Annotated in this window: 19 protein-coding genes; 4 read left to right on the top strand and 15 right to left on the bottom strand. The window is 28.2% G+C overall.

The window, feature by feature from the left end; genetic code table 11:
- Positions 1-66: 66 nt before the first annotated feature.
- Complete coding sequence (locus AC2JAQ_RS02730) at positions 67-726, bottom strand: cysteine hydrolase family protein (protein ID WP_488457791.1); 660 nt, start codon at positions 724-726, stop codon at positions 67-69.
- A gap of 239 nt (positions 727-965) precedes the next feature.
- Between AC2JAQ_RS02730 and AC2JAQ_RS02725 the strand changes: the two genes are divergently transcribed.
- Positions 966-2,066 carry an AI-2E family transporter gene (locus AC2JAQ_RS02725; protein ID WP_488457790.1) on the top strand — a complete coding sequence of 367 codons (1,101 nt, stop codon included), beginning with the start codon at positions 966-968 and terminating at the stop codon, positions 2,064-2,066.
- Positions 2,067-2,132: 66 nt separating this feature from the next.
- On the opposite strand, the gene AC2JAQ_RS02720 is transcribed toward AC2JAQ_RS02725, so the two are convergent.
- Positions 2,133-2,585: a hypothetical protein gene (locus AC2JAQ_RS02720; RefSeq protein ID WP_488457789.1), complete on the bottom strand. Its 453-nt coding sequence runs from the start codon at positions 2,583-2,585 to the stop codon at positions 2,133-2,135.
- A 160-nt stretch (positions 2,586-2,745) separates the two neighbouring features.
- On the opposite strand from AC2JAQ_RS02720, the gene AC2JAQ_RS02715 reads away from it, so the two are divergent.
- Genes AC2JAQ_RS02715 through AC2JAQ_RS02705 form a run of 3 tightly spaced genes read left to right on the top strand, consistent with a single transcriptional unit; the run spans position 2,746 to position 6,299 of the window.
- Complete coding sequence (locus tag AC2JAQ_RS02715; protein ID WP_488457788.1) at positions 2,746-3,492, top strand: DeoR/GlpR family DNA-binding transcription regulator; 747 nt, start codon at positions 2,746-2,748, stop codon at positions 3,490-3,492.
- On the top strand, positions 3,492-4,412 hold the full coding sequence (pfkB, locus tag AC2JAQ_RS02710) for a 1-phosphofructokinase (protein WP_488457787.1): 921 nt from the start codon (positions 3,492-3,494) through the stop codon (positions 4,410-4,412). Before AC2JAQ_RS02715 ends, pfkB begins: the two co-directional genes overlap by 1 nt.
- 3 nt (positions 4,413-4,415) lie before the next feature.
- Positions 4,416-6,299, top strand: a complete 1,884-nt coding sequence (locus tag AC2JAQ_RS02705; RefSeq protein WP_488457786.1) for a PTS fructose transporter subunit IIABC — start codon at positions 4,416-4,418, stop codon at positions 6,297-6,299.
- Between the two features lie 490 nt (positions 6,300-6,789).
- On the opposite strand, the gene AC2JAQ_RS02700 is transcribed toward AC2JAQ_RS02705, so the two are convergent.
- The 13 genes from AC2JAQ_RS02700 to AC2JAQ_RS02640 form a co-directional block, all read right to left on the bottom strand.
- Positions 6,790-7,788, bottom strand: a complete 999-nt coding sequence (locus tag AC2JAQ_RS02700) for an inorganic phosphate transporter (protein WP_488457785.1) — start codon at positions 7,786-7,788, stop codon at positions 6,790-6,792.
- Positions 7,781-8,413: a DUF47 domain-containing protein gene (locus AC2JAQ_RS02695; protein ID WP_423238316.1), complete on the bottom strand. Its 633-nt coding sequence runs from the start codon at positions 8,411-8,413 to the stop codon at positions 7,781-7,783. The genes AC2JAQ_RS02700 and AC2JAQ_RS02695 overlap by 8 nt, the downstream gene beginning before the upstream one ends.
- Before the next feature lie 388 nt (positions 8,414-8,801).
- Complete coding sequence (locus tag AC2JAQ_RS02690) at positions 8,802-9,389, bottom strand: CDP-alcohol phosphatidyltransferase family protein (protein WP_488457784.1); 588 nt, start codon at positions 9,387-9,389, stop codon at positions 8,802-8,804.
- A complete protein-coding gene (locus AC2JAQ_RS02685) occupies positions 9,389-10,501 on the bottom strand; it encodes a (Fe-S)-binding protein (RefSeq protein WP_488457783.1) in 1,113 nt (370 codons plus the stop codon). Before AC2JAQ_RS02685 ends, AC2JAQ_RS02690 begins: the two co-directional genes overlap by 1 nt.
- Positions 10,491-11,189 (bottom strand): TVP38/TMEM64 family protein, encoded by a 699-nt coding sequence (locus AC2JAQ_RS02680; RefSeq protein ID WP_488457782.1) that lies wholly within the window; start codon positions 11,187-11,189, stop codon positions 10,491-10,493. The genes AC2JAQ_RS02685 and AC2JAQ_RS02680 overlap by 11 nt, the downstream gene beginning before the upstream one ends.
- 323 nt (positions 11,190-11,512) lie before the next feature.
- The gene (locus tag AC2JAQ_RS02675) at positions 11,513-12,394 is read right to left on the bottom strand and encodes a carbohydrate ABC transporter permease (RefSeq protein WP_488457781.1); all 882 of its coding nucleotides are present in this window, start codon (positions 12,392-12,394) and stop codon (positions 11,513-11,515) included.
- A gap of 1 nt (position 12,395) precedes the next feature.
- Positions 12,396-13,322, bottom strand: a complete 927-nt coding sequence (locus AC2JAQ_RS02670; protein ID WP_488457780.1) for a carbohydrate ABC transporter permease — start codon at positions 13,320-13,322, stop codon at positions 12,396-12,398.
- A gap of 78 nt (positions 13,323-13,400) precedes the next feature.
- Positions 13,401-14,786 (bottom strand): carbohydrate ABC transporter substrate-binding protein, encoded by a 1,386-nt coding sequence (locus AC2JAQ_RS02665; RefSeq protein WP_488457779.1) that lies wholly within the window; start codon positions 14,784-14,786, stop codon positions 13,401-13,403.
- A 152-nt stretch (positions 14,787-14,938) separates the two neighbouring features.
- Positions 14,939-16,531: a response regulator transcription factor gene (locus tag AC2JAQ_RS02660; protein ID WP_488457778.1), complete on the bottom strand. Its 1,593-nt coding sequence runs from the start codon at positions 16,529-16,531 to the stop codon at positions 14,939-14,941.
- A gap of 12 nt (positions 16,532-16,543) precedes the next feature.
- Positions 16,544-18,295: a sensor histidine kinase gene (locus AC2JAQ_RS02655; protein WP_488457777.1), complete on the bottom strand. Its 1,752-nt coding sequence runs from the start codon at positions 18,293-18,295 to the stop codon at positions 16,544-16,546.
- 183 nt (positions 18,296-18,478) lie between these two features.
- Entirely contained in the window at positions 18,479-20,683 is a 2,205-nt protein-coding gene (gnpA, locus tag AC2JAQ_RS02650) for a 1,3-beta-galactosyl-N-acetylhexosamine phosphorylase (RefSeq protein WP_488457776.1), read from the bottom strand.
- 230 nt (positions 20,684-20,913) lie between these two features.
- Positions 20,914-21,162: a CPF_0552 family protein gene (locus AC2JAQ_RS02645; RefSeq protein WP_488457775.1), complete on the bottom strand. Its 249-nt coding sequence runs from the start codon at positions 21,160-21,162 to the stop codon at positions 20,914-20,916.
- A gap of 550 nt (positions 21,163-21,712) precedes the next feature.
- Positions 21,713-22,843 carry a DUF4179 domain-containing protein gene (locus AC2JAQ_RS02640; protein WP_488457774.1) on the bottom strand — a complete coding sequence of 377 codons (1,131 nt, stop codon included), beginning with the start codon at positions 22,841-22,843 and terminating at the stop codon, positions 21,713-21,715.
- Positions 22,844-22,850: the final 7 nt, after the last annotated feature.

Below are 22,850 nucleotides of genomic sequence, written 5' to 3'. Positions count from 1 at the left end.
ATAAGTTAAACTATTAATATTTAGTTTTGCTAATTATTTAATTATTTATTTAGGAAATATATGCCTTTAATCTATAACAACATCTTCAATAACATTAATGCCATTATCAAGCATAGAGTTTAAAAATACATAATTCATAAAATTTCCTCTATGCATAGGCATATCAAATGTATCTACAAGCTTTTTAGGTACATATATTTCTCCACTTTTATTAACTCTATTAAAATCTGCTCTTAAACTTATGGCTAATTGATAAATACATATATCTGTACAATCCCCTACTATTATTATGTTATCTATTTTATTTTCATCGAAATTAAATTTTTCTTCTAAAAATCCATTAGTTGAATTTTTCTTTATAACTTCTATTCCTTCCAAATTTAATTCATCTACTAATTCCCACTCTTCAGTATCAACCATACAGTGTTTAGGATAAGATCTTAACTCTACAGATTCTTCTGTATGATAATCAGTAAAAGCTTTAACTTTCATTCCTTTTTCTAAAGCTACTTTAGCTAATTTACTTATTGGATTTACCAAACTTTCTATTCTCGAACTATATAAAGCACCTTCCTTTGCAAATCCTTTATTCATATCAACTATTAAAAGCATTGTTCTTTCTTTATCTAAAGCCTCTAATGATATACTTTCTAAAGATTGAAGTCTTTCATAAATTCCCTCCATCATTTCATGAGTTTCATTCAATAGTATTTCTTTAGTATTCATAATATAATGCCCCCTATACTTAAAGATAATATTTTATATATAAAATATTATCTAATCAATCAATTCTTTTATCAATAATTCTAGATATTTTTAACATTTAATTAAAGTATTTATTCTTAATAAATTCTTAAGTTTAAATATAATAAACTAATTTATGATAGTCTTATGTATCTTATAATTGATTAATTTATTTTAAACAAATATAATTAGATGATAATCATATAAAAGGAGGTTTCATATTGAATAAGTTTTTTAAAAACAATCAAACATATATAAAAGTAGTATTAGTGGTAATAGTATCTTACTTATCAATAAAATTAATCGATAACGTACCAAGCGTTATGTCTGGAGTTCATACTGTATTAGCTATACTATCACCTTTTTTACTAGCTTTTATTATTGCTTATATATTAAATCCAATTGTCAATTTATTTAATAAGAAATTCCAATTGTCAAGAGGAATTAGTATTGTAATAACTTATTTATTATTTGTTGTATCAATTTCTTTAGCTGCAACTTATTTACTGCCTAAATTATATACAAGCTTAGTTGAATTAATAGATAATATACCATCTTTTACCATCTATGTTCAAAACTTATTTACTGAAATAATGACAAATTTAAAAATTCCAGAAGGAATAAATTCTTATTTACCTCAAAGTGATGCAAATAAGGTAATTACTTTTATAGGTTCATTAGTTACAGTATTGTCAAATTGGTTATTAGATACGGCAATTAGCTTAACTAGTTCAATAATAAATTGGGTATTTGGATTCTTAATTTCAATTTATGTATTAGTAGATAAGGACAAGTTCCTTAGTTCAAGCGCTAAGGTTACAAAAATTATTTTTGGTAAAAAATTTGGAAATGAGTTAATAGATTTTGTAAAAATACTTAACTATAAGATAGGTTCTTATGTAGGTATAAAAGCTATTGATTCCTTAATCATAGGAATTTTAGCATTTATAGGATTATCATTAATGAGATCTGAATATGCTCTTTTATTATCAGTAGTAGTTGCAATAACTAATATGATTCCTTATTTTGGTCCATTTATAGGAATGGTTGTTGGATTCTTTATAAATGTATTTGTAAGTCCAATGAAAGCACTTGTTGTTCTAATTTATCTTTTCTTATTACAACAATTTGATGCTTGGTACCTAGACCCTAAACTTATAGGAAACAGAGTTGGTCTTAGTCCATTTTTAGTAATTCTAGGTGTAACTATAGGTGGTGCCGTTTATGGCCCTATAGGCATGATTCTTGGAAGTCCAATTATGTCAGTCTTTAAAATATATACTAAAAAATTAATAAATAAATTTGAATACAGAGCAGAATAAATAAAGATAGATTGTATATTTTTTATACAATCTATCTTTATTTTAATTTATTATTCTCTATCTGTTCTAGTTTAAATTTAACTTCATTACAAACTCATTTACAAGTATATTTTTATTTTTTGATTTTACTAATCTTAAAATTGAATTAGATTTTTTTATTGCTACCGTAATTGGTAAATCATAGTCATATTCTTTTTCAAAATACATAAGAGGTTGTCCTGTCAAAACATTTCCTCCAATATCAATCATAGGTTCTACAGATTTTATATTCTTGTTTATATGGGTACTCACTATTACATCAACTTCATCATTAACTCTTATTTCTATGATGCCATCTTCTCTTGAAATATTAGTAACTTCTCCATCAACTGGTGAAAAGAAAAATTCATTATGTGAACTTAAGCTAATCAAGTCCTCTAAATCACACAATTTGAAAGCCTTATTTAAAACAACATACTCCAAAACAATTCCGTCTCCTGGAGCCATAACACTAATCTCACCACTTACCCTACTCATCATTTATAAACACCTCTTGTTTCAAGAATTTTCTGACTCTTAATAATTTATATGTTATTAGGTTGAAATTTATTATAATAAATATTAAAACTTTTGAATGTTTATTATTGATTTTGATTGTTTTTGGTTGTATAATCTAATTACAAGGTTCTAGGAGGTTATTATGTTAAGTGAAAAAAGACATGAAATAATATTAAACTTATTAAAACTAAAAGGATTTGTTACTCTTAATGAATTGCTTGAATCTACAGAAAGCTCTGAGTCAACTATAAGAAGGGACCTTAGCTACTTAGAATCAATTAACTTGCTTAAAAGAGTTCATGGTGGGGCAAAATCACTAGATAATGTATCAAAAGAATTAAGCTATAACGAAAAATCATCCAAAAGCATTCATGAGAAAAGAGCTATAGCAAAATATGCAGCTTCTTTAATTGAAGATGGAGATTGTATTTTTATCGATGCAGGAACTACAACCTATGAATTAATCGATTACTTAGAAAATAAAGATATTCTTGTAGTAAGTAATGGATTATCTCATATAGATACGCTTATTCAAAAAAATATTAAATGTTACATAATTGGTGGAAATGTAAAAATTTCTACAAAAGCAATAACAGGATGCGATGCACTAATGTGTCTTTCAAAATTCAGATTTGATAAATGCTTTATTGGAGCCAATGGAGTGCACCACACTTATGGATTAACTACTCCAGATAATGATGAAGCAATAATAAAAAATTGCGCAATAAAGAATTCTAGAAAATCTTATTTATTAGTTGATGACTCAAAATTCGGAGAAATTTCAACTATAAAATTTGCTGATATTGATAAATGTATAATAGTAACCAACGAAAAACCAGAAGATAGTACATATGATAAAAAAACTGATATAAAGGTGGTCGATATTTAATGATTTATACACTTACCCTTAATCCATCTATTGATTATGTAATAGATGTAGAAAATCTAGAACTTGGAAAGGTTAATAGAACTTCTAAAGACTTTAAATTTCCAGGTGGAAAAGGAATTAATGTTTCAAGAATCTTAAGTAATCAAAGCACTGAAAATATAGCATTAGGATTTCTAGGTGGGTTTACTGGTAAATTTATTGAAGATAAATTAATTTCTTTAGGTGTAAAAACTGAATTTATAAAAGTAAATGGAGATTCAAGAATTAATGTAAAAATTAAGTCTAACGAAGAAACAGAAATAAATGGATCTGGTCCATTAATATCTGATGGAGATTTAAATTTACTTTTCAATAGATTAGATCAATTAAAAGAAGGAGATATATTAGTACTTGCAGGTAGTATTCCTACTACTCTTCCTAGAGATTTATATCTTCAAATACAAAAAAGAGTTTCTCAAAGAAATGTAAAAGTAGTTGTTGATACTTCTGGAAAGGCTCTTTTAGAGGCTATAAAAAACAAACCATTTTTAATAAAACCAAATAATCATGAAATTGAAGAGATATTTAATGTAAAAATCAACTCTGAAAAAGAACTTATTAAATATGGGAAAGAATTAGTTTCTCTTGGAGCTGAAAATGTAATAATTTCTATGGCTGGATCTGGTGCCATACTAATAACTGAAGATGGTGTATTTAAAGGAAACGCACCTAAAGGCGAAGTTAAAAATTCTGTTGGAGCTGGTGATTCTCTAGTAGGCGGTTTCTTAGCTAAATATGTTGAGACTAAAGATTTAATTGCTTCTTTTAAAAATGGAATAGCCTCAGGAAGTGCTAGTGCATTTTCTTTAGATTTAGCTCTTGCTGAAGATGTTAATAAACTACTACCAATTATAGAAATCAAAAAATACGAGGAGGAGTAAACTATGAAAATTTCTCAATTATTAAGTCTTGATACAATTAAACTTAATCTTGTAGCAACTAATAAAGATGAAGTTATAAATCAATTAGTTGATGTTTTATGGAATGCCGGAAAATTAAATGATAAAGCTCTTTATAAAGAAGAAATTTTAAAAAGAGAAAGCTTATCTTCAACTGGCATTGGTGAAAGAATAGCTATTCCTCATGCTAAGACTTCTGCAGTTAAAAATGCTTCTTTAGCTCTTGGTATATATAAAGATGGCGTTGATTATGATTCACTTGATGGTGAACCTGTTAATATAGTTTTTATGATAGCTGCTCCTGAAGGAGCTAATAATGAACATTTAGAGACTCTTTCAAGACTTTCAGTGTTATTAATGAATCCTGAGTTTAAGAATGGACTTTTAAATGCTAAAACACCACAAGAAGTTATTTCACTTCTTGATAAATTTGAAGAAGATGATGAATCATCAGACTCAAACCTTGAAGAAAACGATTCAAATAAGAAGTATGTCTTAGCTGTTACAGCATGTCCAACTGGTATTGCTCATACTTATATGGCTGCTGATTCACTTAATAAAACAGCTAAGGAAATGAATATAAATATAAAGGTTGAAACAAATGGTTCAACAGGGGTTAAAAATCAATTAACTCAAGAAGATATAGATAAAGCTGATGGTATAATAGTTGCCGCTGACAAGCAAGTTGAAATGGCTAGATTTAATGGTAAAAAGGTCGTGATAGTACCTGTAGTGCAAGCTATGAAAAGACCAAAAGAATTAATAAATGAATCTTTAAGTGGCTCTGCTCCAGTTTATTCTCATTCTGGTGATTCTTCTAATCAATCATCTGGTAAGACTGAAAGAAGAGGATTTTATAAACACTTAATGAATGGAGTTTCAAATATGTTACCATTCGTTGTTGGTGGTGGTATATTAATAGCCATATCATTTATGTTTGGTATTCACTCAGCTGAAATAAATGATCCTACTTTTAGTCCAATAGCTAAATTACTAAAAGATATTGGTGGTGGAAATGCTTTCTTCCTTATGATTCCTGTTCTTGCTGGATTTATTGGATCAAGTATAGCTGATAGACCTGGATTTGCTCCTGCTATGGTTGGTGGTTTAATAGCATATAATAGCGGATCTGGATTTTTAGGTGGTCTAATAGCCGGTTTCCTAGGTGGTTATGTAGTTGTATTATTAAAGAAAATATTTAGTAAATTACCTCAATCATTAGAAGGTATTAAGCCTGTTTTACTATATCCTCTATTTGGTATACTAATAACTGGTGCCTTAATGTACTTAGTAATTGTGGGACCTGTAACTGCTTTAAATAATAATATTGCCATATGGTTAAGCAACATGGGAACTGGAAACCTAGTTCTTCTTGGAATAGTATTAGGTGGAATGATGGCTATAGATATGGGTGGTCCTATAAATAAAGCTGCATTTACATTTGGTATAGCAATGATTGCTTCTGGCAACTACTATCCACATGCTGCTATAATGGCTGGTGGTATGGTACCTCCACTTGCAACAGCTTTAGCAACAACTTTCTTCAAAAATAAATTTACTAAAGATGAAAGAGATGCTGGTGTTACTAACTATATAATGGGATTAACTTTCATAACTGAAGGAGCTATTCCATTCGCTGCTGCTGATCCATTTAGAGTTATTCCAGCCTGTGTTATAGGTTCAGCTATAGCTGGAGGGTTATCAATGGTATTTAAAATAGGTTTACCTGCTCCTCACGGTGGAATATTTGTAATTCCAGTAGTTGAAGGAAATCCATTTTTATACATGCTATCAATAGTAGTAGGCTCAATCGTAGCTGCTCTTATAATAGGATTCTTAAAGAAACCTGTTTCTGAAAGAAATAAATAGAATATAATTAAAAGGTGATGTATAAAAAAATACATCACCTTTTATTATTAAGCTGATTAAGCTTTTTAAATTGTTATTAAACTCTTTAAAAACTTCCCATTTATTATTTATCTCTTCTACTAAAGGATGTGTTATAAAGAGATTTTCTAATGCAAATCTTAGAAAAATATTCTTGTTTTATTATCGATTAATTCTATTTTTCCATCCTTTAGATATAAATCTGCCTAAGAATCTTCTCTATAGTATACCAAGACTACGAATAAGAAGCCTTCTCCTGCGCTTTATTATTATACCCAACAAGTTTGCTTGCAAATAATGCTATATCTAATATTCACAACAAATACAAATATATAAATAAATATTATATATTTGATAACTTTAAATATAATATTATTAAATAAATAAAAGGTTAGATAAAATCACTTTAAATTTTATCTAACCTATATTTCAATGACTTAAAGTATAAGTCTATAATATTTACTTATTTAAATTATAATATAAACTTAAATATTTCTACTACTATTGCTGCTATACCAGCACTTATTGGAATTGTTAATATCCAAGCCCAAACTATATTCTTAGCAACACCCCATTTAACAGCCTTAGGGTTTTTAGAAGCTCCAACTCCCATTATAGTAGTTGTTATTATGTGAGTTGTACTTACTGGTGCATGGAACATAGTGGCTATCCCAATAACTCCTGCAGCTCCAGTTTGTGCCGCAAATCCGTTAACTGGGTTTAATTTAGCAACTCCACTTCCCATTGTTTTTATTATCTTTTGTCCACCTATTGAAGTTCCTGTAGCCATAGCAATAGCACATAAAGCTATAACCCAAGTTGGTACTTCAAAAGTAGATAAAAATCCACCACTTAAAAGTGCCATAGTAATTATACCCATTGATTTTTGAGCATCATTGCCTCCATGATTTAATGCCATTAATGCTCCTGATATTACTTGTAACTTTGAGAATATTCTATTTACAGGACCTGGCTTGCATTTTCTTAAAGCCCAGTTTAATAAAATCATAAATATGTATCCAACTATTAAACCTATAATTGGTGATAATATAAGCCAAAGAATTACTTCATCAAAAAGTGTTCCCCAACTTACTATGTTAATTGAATGAGAATAAGCTATTCCTCCACCTATTAAAGCACCTATTAGGGCATGAGACGAACTACTTGGAATTCCAAAATACCAAGTAATAAGATTCCATATAATAGCTCCTAATATAACTGCTGCAATTACCCATAAAGGCATTTTACTTTGATCTACTATACCATCTCCAACAGTCTTAGCAACTTCAGTTCCTAAAAAAGCCCCTATAAAGTTAAATATAGCACATAAAGCTATGGCTGCTTTAGGTGAAAGAGCTCTTGTTGAAATTGATGTAGCAACGGCAGTTGCTGTATCATGAAATCCATTTATAAAGTCAAAAAGTAATGTTAAGAGAATGATAACAATAGTTACCGCTAAAGTACTAGACATACTTCATCACAACTCCCTCAACTATATTGGCTACAGCCTCGCAACTATCTAAAGTTGCTTCTAAGAATTTATATATTTCTCTCCACTTTATTATTTCAAGAACTGGAGTTTTTCCATCCTCAGCAAATAATTCTGAAACTATTTGTCTATAGAAAACATCTCCTTTGTTTTCTATTTTATTTATTGAAATTACTCTCTCTGTAATTTCTTTATTTTTCTTTTTCATATGCTTAAATTCTTCCATTAAAGCTACTAATTCCTTAGCTGCATCAACTATTAAATTTCCTAAAACTTTAGCACCTTCTCTTGACTCATTTATATTAAACATAGTGAATCTATGCATAGTACTTTCTATTGAGTCTAAAATATCGTCCATTCTTTTTGTTATAGAAAATATATCTTCTCTATCAATAGGAGTTATGAAAGCATTATTTAATTCTTCTATAAGATTATGAACTATTTCATCTCCTTTATGCTCTAACTCTTCTACTCTTGCTACGTGGCTTGTCTTGTTCCCAAGATCACCTAAAGCTTCACTTAATATCATTGCTGCTTTTTCTACATTTTTTGCTTCTTCGATAAACATGTCATAAAATTTATCTTCTTTAGGATTTAAGTTAAACATTCTTTTTTCATCTCCTGATTTTCATTATGAATTTTTATTTAACAAACTTAGTATATCATAAGATTTTTTTATTTTTAACATTGAATTAATTAATTAACTTACACTTAACACAGTATGCATTTTTATCCATTTGTTTTGAAATTATTCTTTATATTTTTAAATCTAATTAAATATATTGTCATAAAATACATTTCATAGTTAATTTAGTGTAAATTAACTTAACATTTAATTATGTAATCATCAATTTATCTCTTAATACTTTATTAAAAAAATCACTAAAATAAAGATTTATTTATAAATTTATATAATTCTATTTGAACAGAATTTTTAGACACGACTCTGTTTTAAATTCACCTAAAACAGAACTTTAAATAAAAAAACGTCTATTCTATGTTAAAAGTTTTTTAGCTTCTAGTGCTCTTTGTATTATTGTTATTAATATTACTATAGAAAATATATTGGTTACTAACTCCAATTTAGTATATGATAGTAAAATCATTAAAGAAAAGAAAATGAATCCTTCTGATCTTTCTGCTATTCCTGCTTGATATCTAAAAGATTTAACTCCATTATTTTTTGCTAAAGCACCTACAGTTAAAAATATTGTCATAGATATTAATATCATCATGGTTAAAATCAATAATTCTAATCTACTGTTTTCAAACTTTAAAGCTAAAACTAAAATTATGCTTAATTCTACAATTCTATCAAAAGTTATATCTAAAAGTGTTCCAAAAGCACTAGTTAAATTCTTTTTTCTTGCCATAGCACCATCTACTGAATCCAAATATCCTGATATCCAAAGAAATGCTACAGCTAAAATCAATTTATCAAAATAAAGCAATACAGAACTTAAAATTCCTATTATTAAGGCTATTATACTAACACTGTTTGGTGTCAGCTTACACTTTAATAAAATATTAGCACCTAAATCTATAAATGGATTTACATACTTTCTTCCATAAGTATCTAACATTAATCTTCTCTCCCTACTTTGTTAGCTAATTTAATTCTATTTATCCATTGATTAATTGTACTCACATTTTTCTGACTCTTAATTTTTCCACTAATAACCTCCTCATTAAAAATCAAATCTAATATATGCAGTACATTTTTATTTGAAGATTTAAAGGTATTAACACATGATTCACAATAAGAAATTATATTCTCACATTCTGTAGAGTTTGCTCTCTTATTTTTCTGACTTTCCCATAGCTCTTTATTAGTAACTCCTACCATACCTCCACAGCCACAGCATTCCGTTTTGCTTCTATTTTTTTCAAACTCAACTATTTTTATTCCTAATTCATTAAGAATATTTCTAACTGATTCATGTATTTGTTCCTCTTTTTTTATTGGACATGGATCATGCAAAGCAAACTTTTCCTTACAATTCAAATACTTATTTTTAAGCTCTGCAGGTACTCCAAGTTCATTAATAACTTCCCATAGTGTTATTACCTTAATATCCTTAAAAGCTTCTCCAAAAGTTTTGTAGCAATTTTCGCAAGCAACTATTATTTCATTAACATTTTTATTTTTTAAGCTTTCTTCTATATACTTAAGATTGCTTTCAAATAAATCTAAATCTCCAATATCTTTGGAAGGTTTTCCACAACACTTTAATAGTATTTCTGTTTCTCCTAAGTTCTCATCTAAGTATTTTTTCACTTTCATAATAATATCATTATCATATCCACTTAAACTACATCCTGGAATAAAGACTTTTTCTGCTATTTTATTATTATTTTTTGAGGTTAAAAACTTAGAAAAGCTTCCTTTTTGATGAGCTTGAACAACTCTTAAGTTAAATTTTTTTCTAGTGTCTTTTAAATTTTCTCTGTAAGATTTTATCCTAAATTTATGAAACATATCTTTTAAATTTATTTCCTTTGGACACACCTCAGTACATGCATTACAAAGCATACAAGAATATGAGATATCATCAAAGTTAATTTTATTTTCATTAATACTATTTAATATACTTTTAGGACTCTCTCCAAAGGTACTCATCATAGGACAAACTTTATAACAAAGTCCACAATCAATACAATTTTCTAAATTTTTCTTTAGTTCTTTAGTTGACATTTTTACCTCTCTTTTCATTCCAAACTTTTTTACCTACATATATAGCTATACTTAAAGCAAATAAGATTAAAAGTCCGCTCATAAGTAATTGTGCTCCTCCTGTAAGCATTCCACCTACATAAGAGTATATTATTGTTGCTGGTAATTGACCAATTCCAGTAGCTATAAAGAATGACCAAAAACTCATTGATGTTAATCCAGCTGCATAGCTAACTATATCAAAAGATATAAATGGTAATAATCTAGCTATTAATATAGTATGCTTACCATATCTCTCAAAAAATTCATCTATATCTTTTAACGCAAATTTACTAGTTAATTTTTCAACCGCATCTCTCCCTAATCCTCTTGCTATAAAGAAACATAAGGCAGCTCCAGCCATAGCACTGCTCCATGATAATATAGCACCTTTAATCCATCCAAATATAGCTGCATTACTTAAAGTTATTAAGAAAGCTGGTATTGGAGCAATTATAGATTGAAGTACCATTAATAAAAATGATATTATTGGAGCCCATATACCAAAAGAAAGTATATACTCTTTTATCATATCCAAATTCATACTGCTTAAATAAAAAATCATTTGATTTACTTTACTATTTACAATTGGAACAAAAAAATATATTCCTAAAATAACTATTAAAATTCCTAAGGTAATAACCCATGATTTTGTATTTTTTTTCGCCATATTCCCTCCATTTTAATTTAATAAATTTCACATTATTATTAACTTTAAATTATTAAATTGTATAAATAATTTATTGAAATAATTTTTCTTAAAAATCTATAGTATAAAACCATGTACTTAATATACAAAAATTTTATATTATCCACACTAATTAATTATATAGTAAAATTCATAAATGAACATACTCCTCACTGTAAATAAAAAATAGAGTGTTCAAATACTTCTAAATATGCCCTTTATTATAAATAAAAAATCAGGTACTACTCTTAAAGTAATACCTGATTTTTTTAAACTATATTGGTTATATATTAAAAAATTATTTTTTAACCTTTAACTCCACCAATATTAACACCTTCTGTTAGTTTCTTATGAACTAATGAGTAAATTATCATTGTAGGCACCATTACTATTACTAGTCCTGCAAATAATGCACCCCAGTCAGTAGCAAACTTTTGAACTTCCATTAAGTTTTGTAGACCTACAGGTAATGTCTTTTTCTCTGCATCTGTTATGAAAGTCATTGCCATAGCATACTCATTCCAGTAGTTCATGAAGTTAAATATCATAATAGTTATTATACCTGGTTTAGCTAATGGAACTACTATCTTTGTTAATATTTGAAGATTAGTACATCCATCTATCATTGCAGCTTCTTCATAATCCTTAGCAATACCCTTCATAAATCCGCTCATTATATAGATTGAGAAAGGTAAACTTAGTACTGCATATACAAGAGCTAATGCAAAAAGATTATTTAATAACTTCATTTTCTCTAATATTGTAAATAAAGGAACTATGATATATACAGGTTGAATGAATAATCCAGCCATAAATAAGTTCTTTATAAAATTACATCCAAAAAACTTTTGTCTAGCTAAAACATAAGATGCTGGAACACTTAAACATAATGATAAAACCATAGCTATTACCGTTACTAAAATTGAGTTAAGGAAGTAAGCTCCCATGTTAGCTTCAGTAAATGCAGTCACATAGTTTGCAAATCCAAAACTTGTTGGTAGAGCCCATGGGCTTGCATAGAACTCTTTAGTAGTTTTGAATGAAGACATTATTGTCCATATTATTGGTACTATAACTAAAATAGTTGCAGCTATTAATATTACTCTTAATAAAGTATGTGATATTATTTTTTTAGTTTTATTTTCAGTATCTAACCCGACATTCTTCTTTTTCTTAGTTTCTAACATGTTATCTCACTCCTTTCTGTTGTAATTTTTTAATTCTCTTTTCTTCTCTTGCATCAGAATCACTTAACTTGTTAATTATTAATGCAAGGATCATAGCAAAGGCAAATATAGTTACTCCAACTGCCATGGCATATCCATATTGAGAGTTTGTAAATGCTTGCTTATACATGTATGTTAATAAAACTTCTGATTTCCCATTTGGCCCACCCTTAGTCATTACAGTTACGAATATGAAACTTAGGTTAAGTGCACCAGTTATAAAGAAAGCAAAGGTTACTCTAACAACATCCCATAAAAGAGGTAATGTTACATATCTAAACTTTTGCCAAGCTGAAGCTCCCTCTAAATAACACACTTCGTAAAGTGAAGGTGATATTCCATCTAATCCAGCTATATAAATTACCATGTAATAACCAACAGCTTGCCATACCATAGTTATAACTAATGCCCATAGAACTAACTTTGAATCTCCAAGCCATGCTAATCCAGCTAACTTATCTAGTCCTATCATTTCAAAAAATGCTTTAAGTATTCCTATTGATGGGTCATAAACATATGTAAATAAAACCCCTATAACAACCATTGATAATATATTTGGGAAAAATAGTATAACTCTATAGAAATTCCTCTCTTTTAGCTTACTTTGAGTTATTACTACTGCTAAGAATAAAGAAAGGGTTATTGTTATTGTTGGAAATAAAACTATTATGAAAAATGTATTCCCAAATGCTTCTTTAAAATATCTATCACTTAAAAGTGCCTGAAAATTTTCTAACCCTACAAATACTGGCTCTCCTGAAATCCCACTCCATTCATATAAAGACATCATGAACCCTTTTCCAATTGGATACAACATAAATATTGTAAATAGTATAAGTGCAGGCAACACACACATTGCTAAAAATATTTTCCTTTTATTACTGTTCATGAAATTTCACCCCCTATAAATTTAAAGAAGGAGAAGAATTTCTCCTCCTTCTCAATACTTTTGCTTTATATTTAGTAATTATTCAACAATTTCTTTAGCCATAGTTTGAGAATCTGCTTCTAAGTTCTCTATCCATTCGTCAACAGTTAACTCTTTGTTTATGATACTTCCTATTGGTGCAAATACGCTATCTTGTCTAAAGTCAATCTTTGAGTTAGTTGGTTTGAATGAAAGTGGGATTGGTTTAGCTCCCTCTTCAACTACCTTATAAGACTCATATCCTGATGCGTCTAATGAAGATTTAGCTTTTTCAACTGCTCCTTTAACTGGAACTACAGCTTTAGCTATCTCTGCATTCTTTTGAACCATAGCATCTGTGTATTGGAATGCTAAGAAATCTTTAGCTAATTCAACTTGATCTGATTTAGCAGGGATATACATTTGCTCTATTGTAGTAGTTACATATGGAGTATCCCCTTCTTTAAATGATGGTGGAGCCATAAATCCGAATTCAAATCCTTCTGGTATAGCATCCTTCATTTCTCCTTCTAACCAGCTACCACATGGTAAGAATAATGCTTTTCCATTTAAGAACTCAACTTGAGCTTGAGTATGAGACATACCAACTGTTCCATTAAGAACCATATCCTCATCAGCCATCTTTTGGAATACATCTAATGCCTTCTTAACATTTGGATCTTTCCAAGCTCCTTCTTCATAATTAAATATCTTCTCTACAGCCTCTTCTCCTGCAGCACTAGCTAACATTGGGAATACTATAGCTTCATTATATCCTGGAGCTTGTCCTTGATAAGTATAAAGAGCTATTCCTTCAGCTTTAGCTTTTTCACCTAAAGCAAAGAATTCATCCCAAGTTTTTGGAACATCCCATCCTTTTTCTTTAAATAAAGCTTTATTGTACCACATACCTGTAACGTTATAGTAAAGTGGTGCTAAGAACACTTTTCCATCTCCATATGGAGTTGTAAGTGGTGTATCTAAGAAACCTGGTAATATTTTATCTTTTAATTTTTGTCCTGGATTGTCTGGGTCTTCTCTATCAAATACATCAGTTAAATCTACTAAAGCTTTATCTTTTACTAAAGCATTAGCTATACCTGATGGGTCGTTTGAACTTAAGTATATGAAGTCTGGTGTATTTTCTGATGATAATTTTGGTCTTATAATATCACCAATTTTAGGGTTAGCCTCCATCTTAACTTCTACACCTGGATTTGCAGCCTCGAAAGCATCTATACAAGCTTCCCAGTAGTCTTTACCAAATCCACCTTCAAAAACAGCTATTTCTAAAACTTTTTTCTCTCCTGAACCATCAGATTGCTCAGTTGACGGTTTTTCATTATCTTTTGGTGCTTCATCTTTACTACCACATCCAACAAATGTAGATGCAGCGATAGCTGTAACACATGCAACTGTTAGCATTTTAACTAATTTTCTTTTCATAATCTCTCTCCTCCAATACCCTTACTCATTTCTTGTAAACATTTTCTTTACACTCTTATGATACTTCTTAATGGAAATTTTTTGAATATAAGGATTTTACTTAAATATGCACTTTTTTTACAACATTTATTCAAAACAAAAATAATACATATCTATGACAAAACTTTATTGCTATAATCTTTTTTAAATTTAGATGGACTTACACCATAAAACTTTTTAAAAACTCTATTGAAGTAAAATTGATCTGTCATTCCAATGCTATTAGCAACTTCCTTAACTAAATTATCTGGAGATTTTAATAATTCCTTAGCCTTTTTCATTTTTACCTCATTTATGAAATACATAAGGTTTTTACCAGTTTCATTTTTAAAAATCCTACTTAAATAACTCTCATTTAAATTAACTGCATTAGCAACCATAACTAAGGTTATTCTCTTATCCACATTTCTCTCTATAAACTTTATAATTTCATTAACTTCTTTTTTATAATTTAATTCTTTACTTTTTATATATCTTTGATTTATATAATCTATTGATTTAAGGGAACTATTTATTAATTCATCCACATTTTCACTCTTTAATATAGTTTCCTTAAGAAATTTTAAATCATTTGAATTTTCTTCCTGAACATACTCATGATTTTCTATTAACTCACAAATAAAATTAACATGGTTTATTAAATCTTCAGGTTTTATGTTCATATTAGAACATCTTCTAACAAGCTCTTTTATAAGCTCTTTGTTAGCAGAAATCTCTCCTAATTCTATATTTTCTAAAATAGCATCTGTAATTTCTTTCTTAAGTTTTATAGCATCTCCAAAGCCTGGAAAATCATCAATAACAGTTAAAGAACCTTCCTTTCCATAGAATCTTAAGCTAAGAATTTCCTCTCCCTTTTTAAATAATTCTTTCAGTCTTTGTACATTCTCTATTTTAGATAAAATAACTGCACTTACTTTAATATTTAAATAAAGCTTTATTAAATTTTGAATATTAACTGTTTTAAGCTTTAAATTAGTAGCATCCATTTTTGAAATAAAAAGATATTTATGATTGTTTATTGGAATAATCTTAATTTCATTAGAACTAAACTCTTCTTTTATTATGTTCTCTATAGTAACAGTTAATTTATTTTTATCTTTTATCTTATCTTCATAAACCTTTTTATGGTTGTCTATACAAATACACGCTCCACTATAAACTCCATCTCCTTTATTTAAAAAACTTAAATTAGGAAATTTACTTAAAAGCTCATCATATAAAAGTTCATCTTTAAGATATTCTCTTATTAAAGATAGTTCTGCTATTTTTTTAGTTTTATTGAACTCACTCTTTAACTTTTCTTCCTTTTTTTCATCTTCTTTCAATTCTTCTAAATTCTCACGGAACTTATCTACAATTTCTTCTAATTCCTTTGGTCTAAGAGTTATTTTTAATAAATAATCAGCTGCTCCTTTTTTCATAGCCTCTCTAACTAATTCAAATTCACCATGATTGCTTAGAACAAGTATTTTCCCTTTAAAATTTACTTCCTTAAGCTTTTCAATTAATTCAATTCCATTTAACCCCTTCATTTTAAGATCGGTTATTATAAGATCAGCACCATTTTTATTTAGTATATCCAAAACCTCTTCTCCATTTTGAGCTAACCCAACTATACTAAATCCATGTGCCTCCCAGTCGATTATATTTTGCATGGCAATTCTAACTATTTTCTCATCATCAGCAATAATAACCTTAAGCATAAAAATTCCCCCTTAAATTCTTTTTGGAATTATTATTCTAACAACAGTCCCTTTATTTATTTCACTATTAATAGTTGTTCCATAACCTACCCCAAAAGTTAACTTTATTCTTTCATCAACATTGTTCCATCCAATACCAGAAAGTTTATTGTCTTTTACCTTTTCCTTACTATTAAAACCTTTTCCATTGTCTTTAACAGATATTAAAATCTCTTCGCCTTCTTCAGTAACATTAATAATAATCTTTTGATTTTCCTTATTTTCATCAATACCGTGAATTATTGAATTTTCAACTATAGGTTGAAGAATGAACTTTATTACCTTATTATCCAATAAATTTTCATCTACCTCATATTCAACATCAAAAGAATTACCATACCTTATTTTTTGAATGACAACATAGTTCTTTATATTATCAAGTTCCTCTTTAATAGTCACCAGTTCATTTTTATCTATAATAGTATTTCTTAAAAGTTCTGCTAAAGAGCTAAGCCCTTCACTTACTGTATAATCTTGATTCATTAAAGCTGTCCACTTTAATGAATTTAATGTATTAAAAAGAAAATGAGGATTAATTTGCGCTTGTAACATTCTTATTTCTAAATCCCTTTTCTCTATTTCTTGTAACTTTGTTTTTTTAATTAAGTCATTTACTCTTCTTAGCATAGAATCAAAATTATCAGAAATCACACCAATTTCATCCTTATAAAAATCATTTACTTCAACAGTTAAATCACCTTTAGATACTCTTTTCATTTTGTTTAAAAGATTGTATAAAGGTACCTTAATGCTTGAATATAGAAAATATGAAAATATTAAAATTACTAAAATAAAAAGCACGCTTATTATTATCATTTCTTTTCTTAAACTTTGAATATCTGAATTTATAAAATCATAAGGAGTTATTGATGCTATATACCAGTTAAACCCCTTTAATTTTCTATAGGTTGCCACATAGTTTTCTTCATTAACTAATATCCTTCTAACCGTATCCTTCGAATCTTTAGTTCCAAGAAATTTATTTAAATATGGTTGATTTAATATGAAATCTCTATTAAGATTATTCTCAGAAATTATTATGTTGTTTTCTTCATCAATTATAAATGTTTCACTTCCATTTTTTATATTTAAAAGAGAAAAGGAAGATGTAAAAACCTCATTTTTTATAGCCATAAAAACATATCCAACGGTATTTTCATCTTGCTTTACTGGAGTTGCTATACATATATGCTCCTCATTATTTAAAAGAGTAGAAAACCAAATCAATCCCTCCTCTGCTTCATCAGCATACTTTTCGATATCCCCTCTTTTAAAATATTTGAATCCCTGCATATAAACTACATCGTAGTCCTTTGATATTATTTCAACCTCTGCTAAGTTAGGTAGAAGTGATAATTTCTTCGATAAATAATCATTCATATATTTTAGAAATTCATTTTTTTCTTTTCCATCCATAAACTTATAATTTATAAGATGATCTGCTATCTCTTCATTTATAGATAATTCAACGGATGCTCTTTCTAAAAACTCTTTATTCTTGTAAATGTCTTCATCCATGATTGAAAGCATATTTTCTGAATAATTGATTGCATTAATTTTCAGTGCATTAGTAGCTTTTTGGTATAAGAGTATTCCTAATATACTACTACAAAATATTATTCCTATGGAAAAAGAAACTATAAGCCTATTTTTAATAGAAGTTTTTCTAAGAAAATTCGATATTTCACCTAAGATATTTATTATTTTCTTTATAATCTTCCTCACTCCTCAGCATAATTTCTATATTCTTTTAATATTTTATCATATATGTAATTTATTTGAAATTAAAACAATAATTTCAATCACTATTTTTTATTAAGATTTGTACAACATTCTGTAAACATTAAAAAGATCCTTAGTGAAAATTACACTAAGGATCTTTAATATAAGGGAATTAAAAGAAAAAGCTTATTTATTTATATCTAGCCATCTAATTTCCATAGGCTCTAAAGTTAAAGTTTCAACCTTAACACCATTTATATATGCATCTGTAACCTTTTCTTCTTGAGTGTTATTTATTACAGCCATCTTTCCTACTTCTAAGAATGCAGCACACTCAGTATCTATATTAGTTACATAGAATTTTTTCATTTCGTCTTCTTTACTTGCAGCCCAATAAATTGCTCTTAATAAAATTCTGCAATTTTCTGGAGTGTATGGGAATCCTGCAAAATAAACACTTCTACCTTTTCCATATGTGTTTACAGCACAAGTTGTATCTCCTCTAAAGTTATTCTTTAAGCAGTGTTCATTACCAAAATCCATTCTTAAAACTTGATAATTATCACCTTTGCCATAAACACCCTTCATTCCTTCACCAAAATCTATAGGCTTTTCCCCAATTTCTTCAGTTATAAAATGATATGGGTTTAATTCATTATACTTTCTAGTACTTAAGCTAAATCCAACCTCTTTATCTACTCCTAAAACATCTGCTAACTGGAAGAACTTATTTTCATAATGTATTGCTGTTGGTTCTCCAACCCCTATGAATCCTCCACCATTATTAACCCAATTTCTAATCATAGAAACTAATTTAGGATTTTTCCAATACTCTCCACCACTCCAAGCAGTGTAAGCATCTCCAGCATTTATCATAACTCCAATATCATTTGGAATACCATTTTCTAATATATCATCAAAACTTATGAACTCTACTTCTACTGGCATACCACTTAAACATTCAACTATTCCAGCATATGAATATATTTCTTTATACCATAGTGCATGAGCTACCTGTTGTGTTTGCCAACTTCTTAATTTACCCCAACAGTTTAATACTCCAACCTTAAATGGTGTTGTATAAGCTTTAGTTCCCTTTATAGTGTTATGAATTTCTCTGAACTCATCACATATTTTTTCAACTTGCTCAACAAACTCTGGGAATTTAACTGCAAGTCCTAAATATCCACCATATCCTATTCTATCTAATGGACTTCTCAATATAGCTCTTCTTGCTTGTAGCCAGTTTTCTCTTGCCTCTCCAACAGGATCCCCTGTTTCATTAAATACATCTGGGAAGAAATATGGTAAGAATCTTCCTTCTGTATACTTAACTCCTGGAATATCAGCTATCATTCTCATAGTTGTTCCATTACCGACTGAGCCAACTACTGCATCTAATCCAATGCTTGGGAAATACTTTCCATAAGGCTCTGTTCCTATCCAGTTATCGCCTAGGAACATCATTGCTTCTTTTCCATTTTCATGACATAAATCAACTAACTCTTTAGCCATTTTTGAAACATGTTGACATTGAAAATCTATAAAATCTTTATATTGTTTTGTTGGCACTCTAAATGTTGAATTATAGTAACCAGCATCAACTATATCCTCTGGTCTTAACTTATAGCCTTTTTCTTCTTCAAACTGTTCTAAAGCAAGTGGACTTACTGATGAACTATATCCAAACCAATCAACAAACTTCTCCTTAGCAACTTCATTGAAGCATAATGTAAAGTGATAGAAGAATGTTGTAAATCTAACTACATCAACTTCTGGATTCTCATCCATCCATTTCTTTAAAGCCTCTTTAACATGTACACTAGTTTTAGCTTGTCTACAATCATAAGGCATTTCATGAGGTTTATCGCCCCAATCGTTAGTTATATGGTTATACATTTGAGTTGGATCCCAAACCATATAAACTAAGAAATTTACTGTATATTCATGATAAGGTGTAGTTTCTTCAACAGTTAATATTTCATTTTCTTTATTAAAACTCCATTTTGAAGTTTCTATGACTTCTCCAGTAGTTCTATCTATAACTTCCCACCATTTCTTTTCATCATGAACTTTATCTATTTCAAATTGCTGATCATAATATCCAGCTAATATTTTTATTTCAGTTTTTTGTGATTTAGCAATAACAGGTTCTGACATTAAGTAAAGCTGTTGTAACTCATCTTTATTTTCTCTAGCCCATTCCTGATCACTTCTAACTGTTAAGTATGTAGAATATAACTTAACACCTAAGTCAACTATGTCCTTAGAAAGCTTGGTTCCATCACAATCTCTTAATGCGTCAGCTCCCCATCTATCTATAATATTTTTTATTTCTTCTTTCATATTAGAATCAGTTGGTATTGTAACTCTTCCTTTTAACTCTCCCATAATTCTCTCCTCCATTTACTCTACTGTATGACCTTTAAAGTCTTGTATAGTAATCTCACCTTTTTCTTACAATTTAATATTAACACCTAACAATTAACGTTTACATGCAATTTATTTACTAAATTATTGAAAATTTTGAGTATATTAATTTTAATGATAATTTCTACAATTTAGCATTAAAAAAGTCACCATAATATATATTATGGTGACTTTTTTAAAATAACTAATTATTAAAGGTTTAATAATTTAGCTGTTACATCTTCTAATGAGTTTAACTCATTATCTAATTTTTCTATTTCTTCTTTAGCACTTGGTGTAAGATTTAAAAGGATAAGTCCTGAAGTTGAACATGTATTTTCAGTAGCTTCATGTAATCCTATTCTAGTATGTATTATACAACCATATCTAGTTAATATCTCTTGAACTTTAGGTGCCACACTTGTTCTAGGTGATAGTTTTATTGCCATTATAGTGTACATATTGAATTCCTCCATAAATTTAAATAATCTCAATGTTAAATATATATTAGCATATAGTGGTAACTTTTTCTCATATTTTCCTTACTTATTATTCACAAAGTAAATTTATAATATACAATTCTCTCTTATTTTAAATTCTCTTAATAATAAATTAAAATTAATTCACTAGAAATAATTTTAATTTCATAAAATTATCAAATAGTATTTTTAATAATTAAATATTAAGTTTATATATATTTATAATTAGTAACTATTACTACTATAAATTACAAATACATATACGTAAGAAACATCATTATAAATTTTCTTTCCTCTATTAAGTTCATTTCTCTCATAGCTTTATCTTCTTTGTCAAAAATAAAATCAAACATACTACTTCCTCCAATATCAATTCTTCATATGTGATTCTATCCATAAATCAGAAGATTAAACCTAATAATATCTTTTATACTAAATAAAAAAGACTCTGCTTTAGACTAATATTAATTTTCACATAAAGCTGTAAAAAGCCTTATTAAATCAACATTTGTCTAAAACATAGTCTAATAAACTATTTTAAATTAATATAAAATTCTTCTTCATTTAACTTTCTACTCTTAAAATGCATTCCTATAAGCTTAAAGAAACTATTTCTCTCTTCATATAATACTGGAACAACCTTTATTTTATTAACTTCCTTCTCACCTCTATACTCATAGGAAAGTCCTTTTTCAGAATTTCCACCTTTACTTATAAAATCTATCTTTTCTCCGTTTTCATCATAAAACTCAAAGTCAATATATCTATGCTTATCTTCATTATTTATAAAATCTGTTGATTCTTTACTATTTAATTTTACTACTATTGAAGCTGGTGTTTTTCTTACTTCTTTTAATATCCAATCCATATATCCATATTTCTCAAAATTCATAGTCTTATCTATTTTTATTATTTCAAGTTTATCTTTTAATTTTTTACCATTAAAATCTACATCTAAACTCCAATTACCTTCAATATGTTTATCTTCTCCCAGTATATATTGATCTAACAACATATCCTCTAATCTAACTCTCAGATTATAATCCTTATCTAAATCTACTCCAGTCATGTCAAAATACATAATCATATTAGTTATTTCATTTTCATGTTCATAATCATAACTTGCACCCATACCACTTGTATTAAAGTTAATGCCATTTGATGATGTTATAGTAGTAAAAGTATTTGGGCAAACTGAAACCTTATTAGCTTTATTTTCTTTTATCCCAACACTTTCAAAATCAAAATCTCCATAGTCAACCATCATACTTACTACTAATTCTTCATCGTTTAAAATAAGTTCATTTAAAGAGAATGTTATCCCCTTATCCTCTACTGATTTTAATACTTCATCCTTATAAGGTCTTAAAGAATCATCTTCTCTTCCAAAATAACTTTCTATTTTTTTCCCTAAAGAAGTCATACTAGCTATTACACTTTCACTATTTAAAACAAGACTTCCTATAAGTACACATGATAAAGAAGCCACTATTATTTTATTTCTACTCTTTCTCTTTATATATTTTGAATTATTCTCTTCTTTTATTAATTCTCTTACTTTTAACTTTAAAGAATCCTTTTCTTCCTGGCTAGGAGTTATTTCTTCTATTCTATCCTTACTATTATCTAAACCATTTAAAATTTTAAACTTATTCTTCTTCATATCCCAA

The organism is Clostridium sp. LIBA-8553, assembly GCF_057782465.1.
This window is presented reverse-complemented; position numbering and strand designations above follow the sequence as displayed.

Excerpts from the sequence above, each read along its gene's own strand:
- AC2JAQ_RS02730 (WP_488457791.1), bottom strand. The coding sequence starts at position 726 with ATGAATACTAAAGAAATACTATTGAATGAAACTCATGAAATGATGGAG.
- AC2JAQ_RS02720 (WP_488457789.1), bottom strand. The coding sequence starts at position 2,585 with ATGATGAGTAGGGTAAGTGGTGAGATTAGTGTTATGGCTCCAGGAGAC.
- AC2JAQ_RS02715 (WP_488457788.1), top strand. The coding sequence starts at position 2,746 with ATGTTAAGTGAAAAAAGACATGAAATAATATTAAACTTATTAAAACTA.
- pfkB (WP_488457787.1), top strand. The coding sequence starts at position 3,492 with ATGATTTATACACTTACCCTTAATCCATCTATTGATTATGTAATAGAT.
- AC2JAQ_RS02705 (WP_488457786.1), top strand. The coding sequence starts at position 4,416 with ATGAAAATTTCTCAATTATTAAGTCTTGATACAATTAAACTTAATCTT.
- AC2JAQ_RS02700 (WP_488457785.1), bottom strand. The coding sequence starts at position 7,788 with ATGTCTAGTACTTTAGCGGTAACTATTGTTATCATTCTCTTAACATTA.
- AC2JAQ_RS02695 (WP_423238316.1), bottom strand. The coding sequence starts at position 8,413 with ATGTTTAACTTAAATCCTAAAGAAGATAAATTTTATGACATGTTTATC.
- AC2JAQ_RS02690 (WP_488457784.1), bottom strand. The coding sequence starts at position 9,389 with ATGTTAGATACTTATGGAAGAAAGTATGTAAATCCATTTATAGATTTA.
- AC2JAQ_RS02685 (WP_488457783.1), bottom strand. The coding sequence starts at position 10,501 with ATGTCAACTAAAGAACTAAAGAAAAATTTAGAAAATTGTATTGATTGT.
- AC2JAQ_RS02680 (WP_488457782.1), bottom strand. The coding sequence starts at position 11,189 with ATGGCGAAAAAAAATACAAAATCATGGGTTATTACCTTAGGAATTTTA.
- AC2JAQ_RS02675 (WP_488457781.1), bottom strand. The coding sequence starts at position 12,394 with ATGTTAGAAACTAAGAAAAAGAAGAATGTCGGGTTAGATACTGAAAAT.
- AC2JAQ_RS02670 (WP_488457780.1), bottom strand. The coding sequence starts at position 13,322 with ATGAACAGTAATAAAAGGAAAATATTTTTAGCAATGTGTGTGTTGCCT.
- AC2JAQ_RS02665 (WP_488457779.1), bottom strand. The coding sequence starts at position 14,786 with ATGAAAAGAAAATTAGTTAAAATGCTAACAGTTGCATGTGTTACAGCT.
- AC2JAQ_RS02660 (WP_488457778.1), bottom strand. The coding sequence starts at position 16,531 with ATGCTTAAGGTTATTATTGCTGATGATGAGAAAATAGTTAGAATTGCC.
- gnpA (WP_488457776.1), bottom strand. The coding sequence starts at position 20,683 with ATGGGAGAGTTAAAAGGAAGAGTTACAATACCAACTGATTCTAATATG.
- AC2JAQ_RS02645 (WP_488457775.1), bottom strand. The coding sequence starts at position 21,162 with ATGTACACTATAATGGCAATAAAACTATCACCTAGAACAAGTGTGGCA.
- AC2JAQ_RS02640 (WP_488457774.1), bottom strand. The coding sequence starts at position 22,843 with ATGAAGAAGAATAAGTTTAAAATTTTAAATGGTTTAGATAATAGTAAG.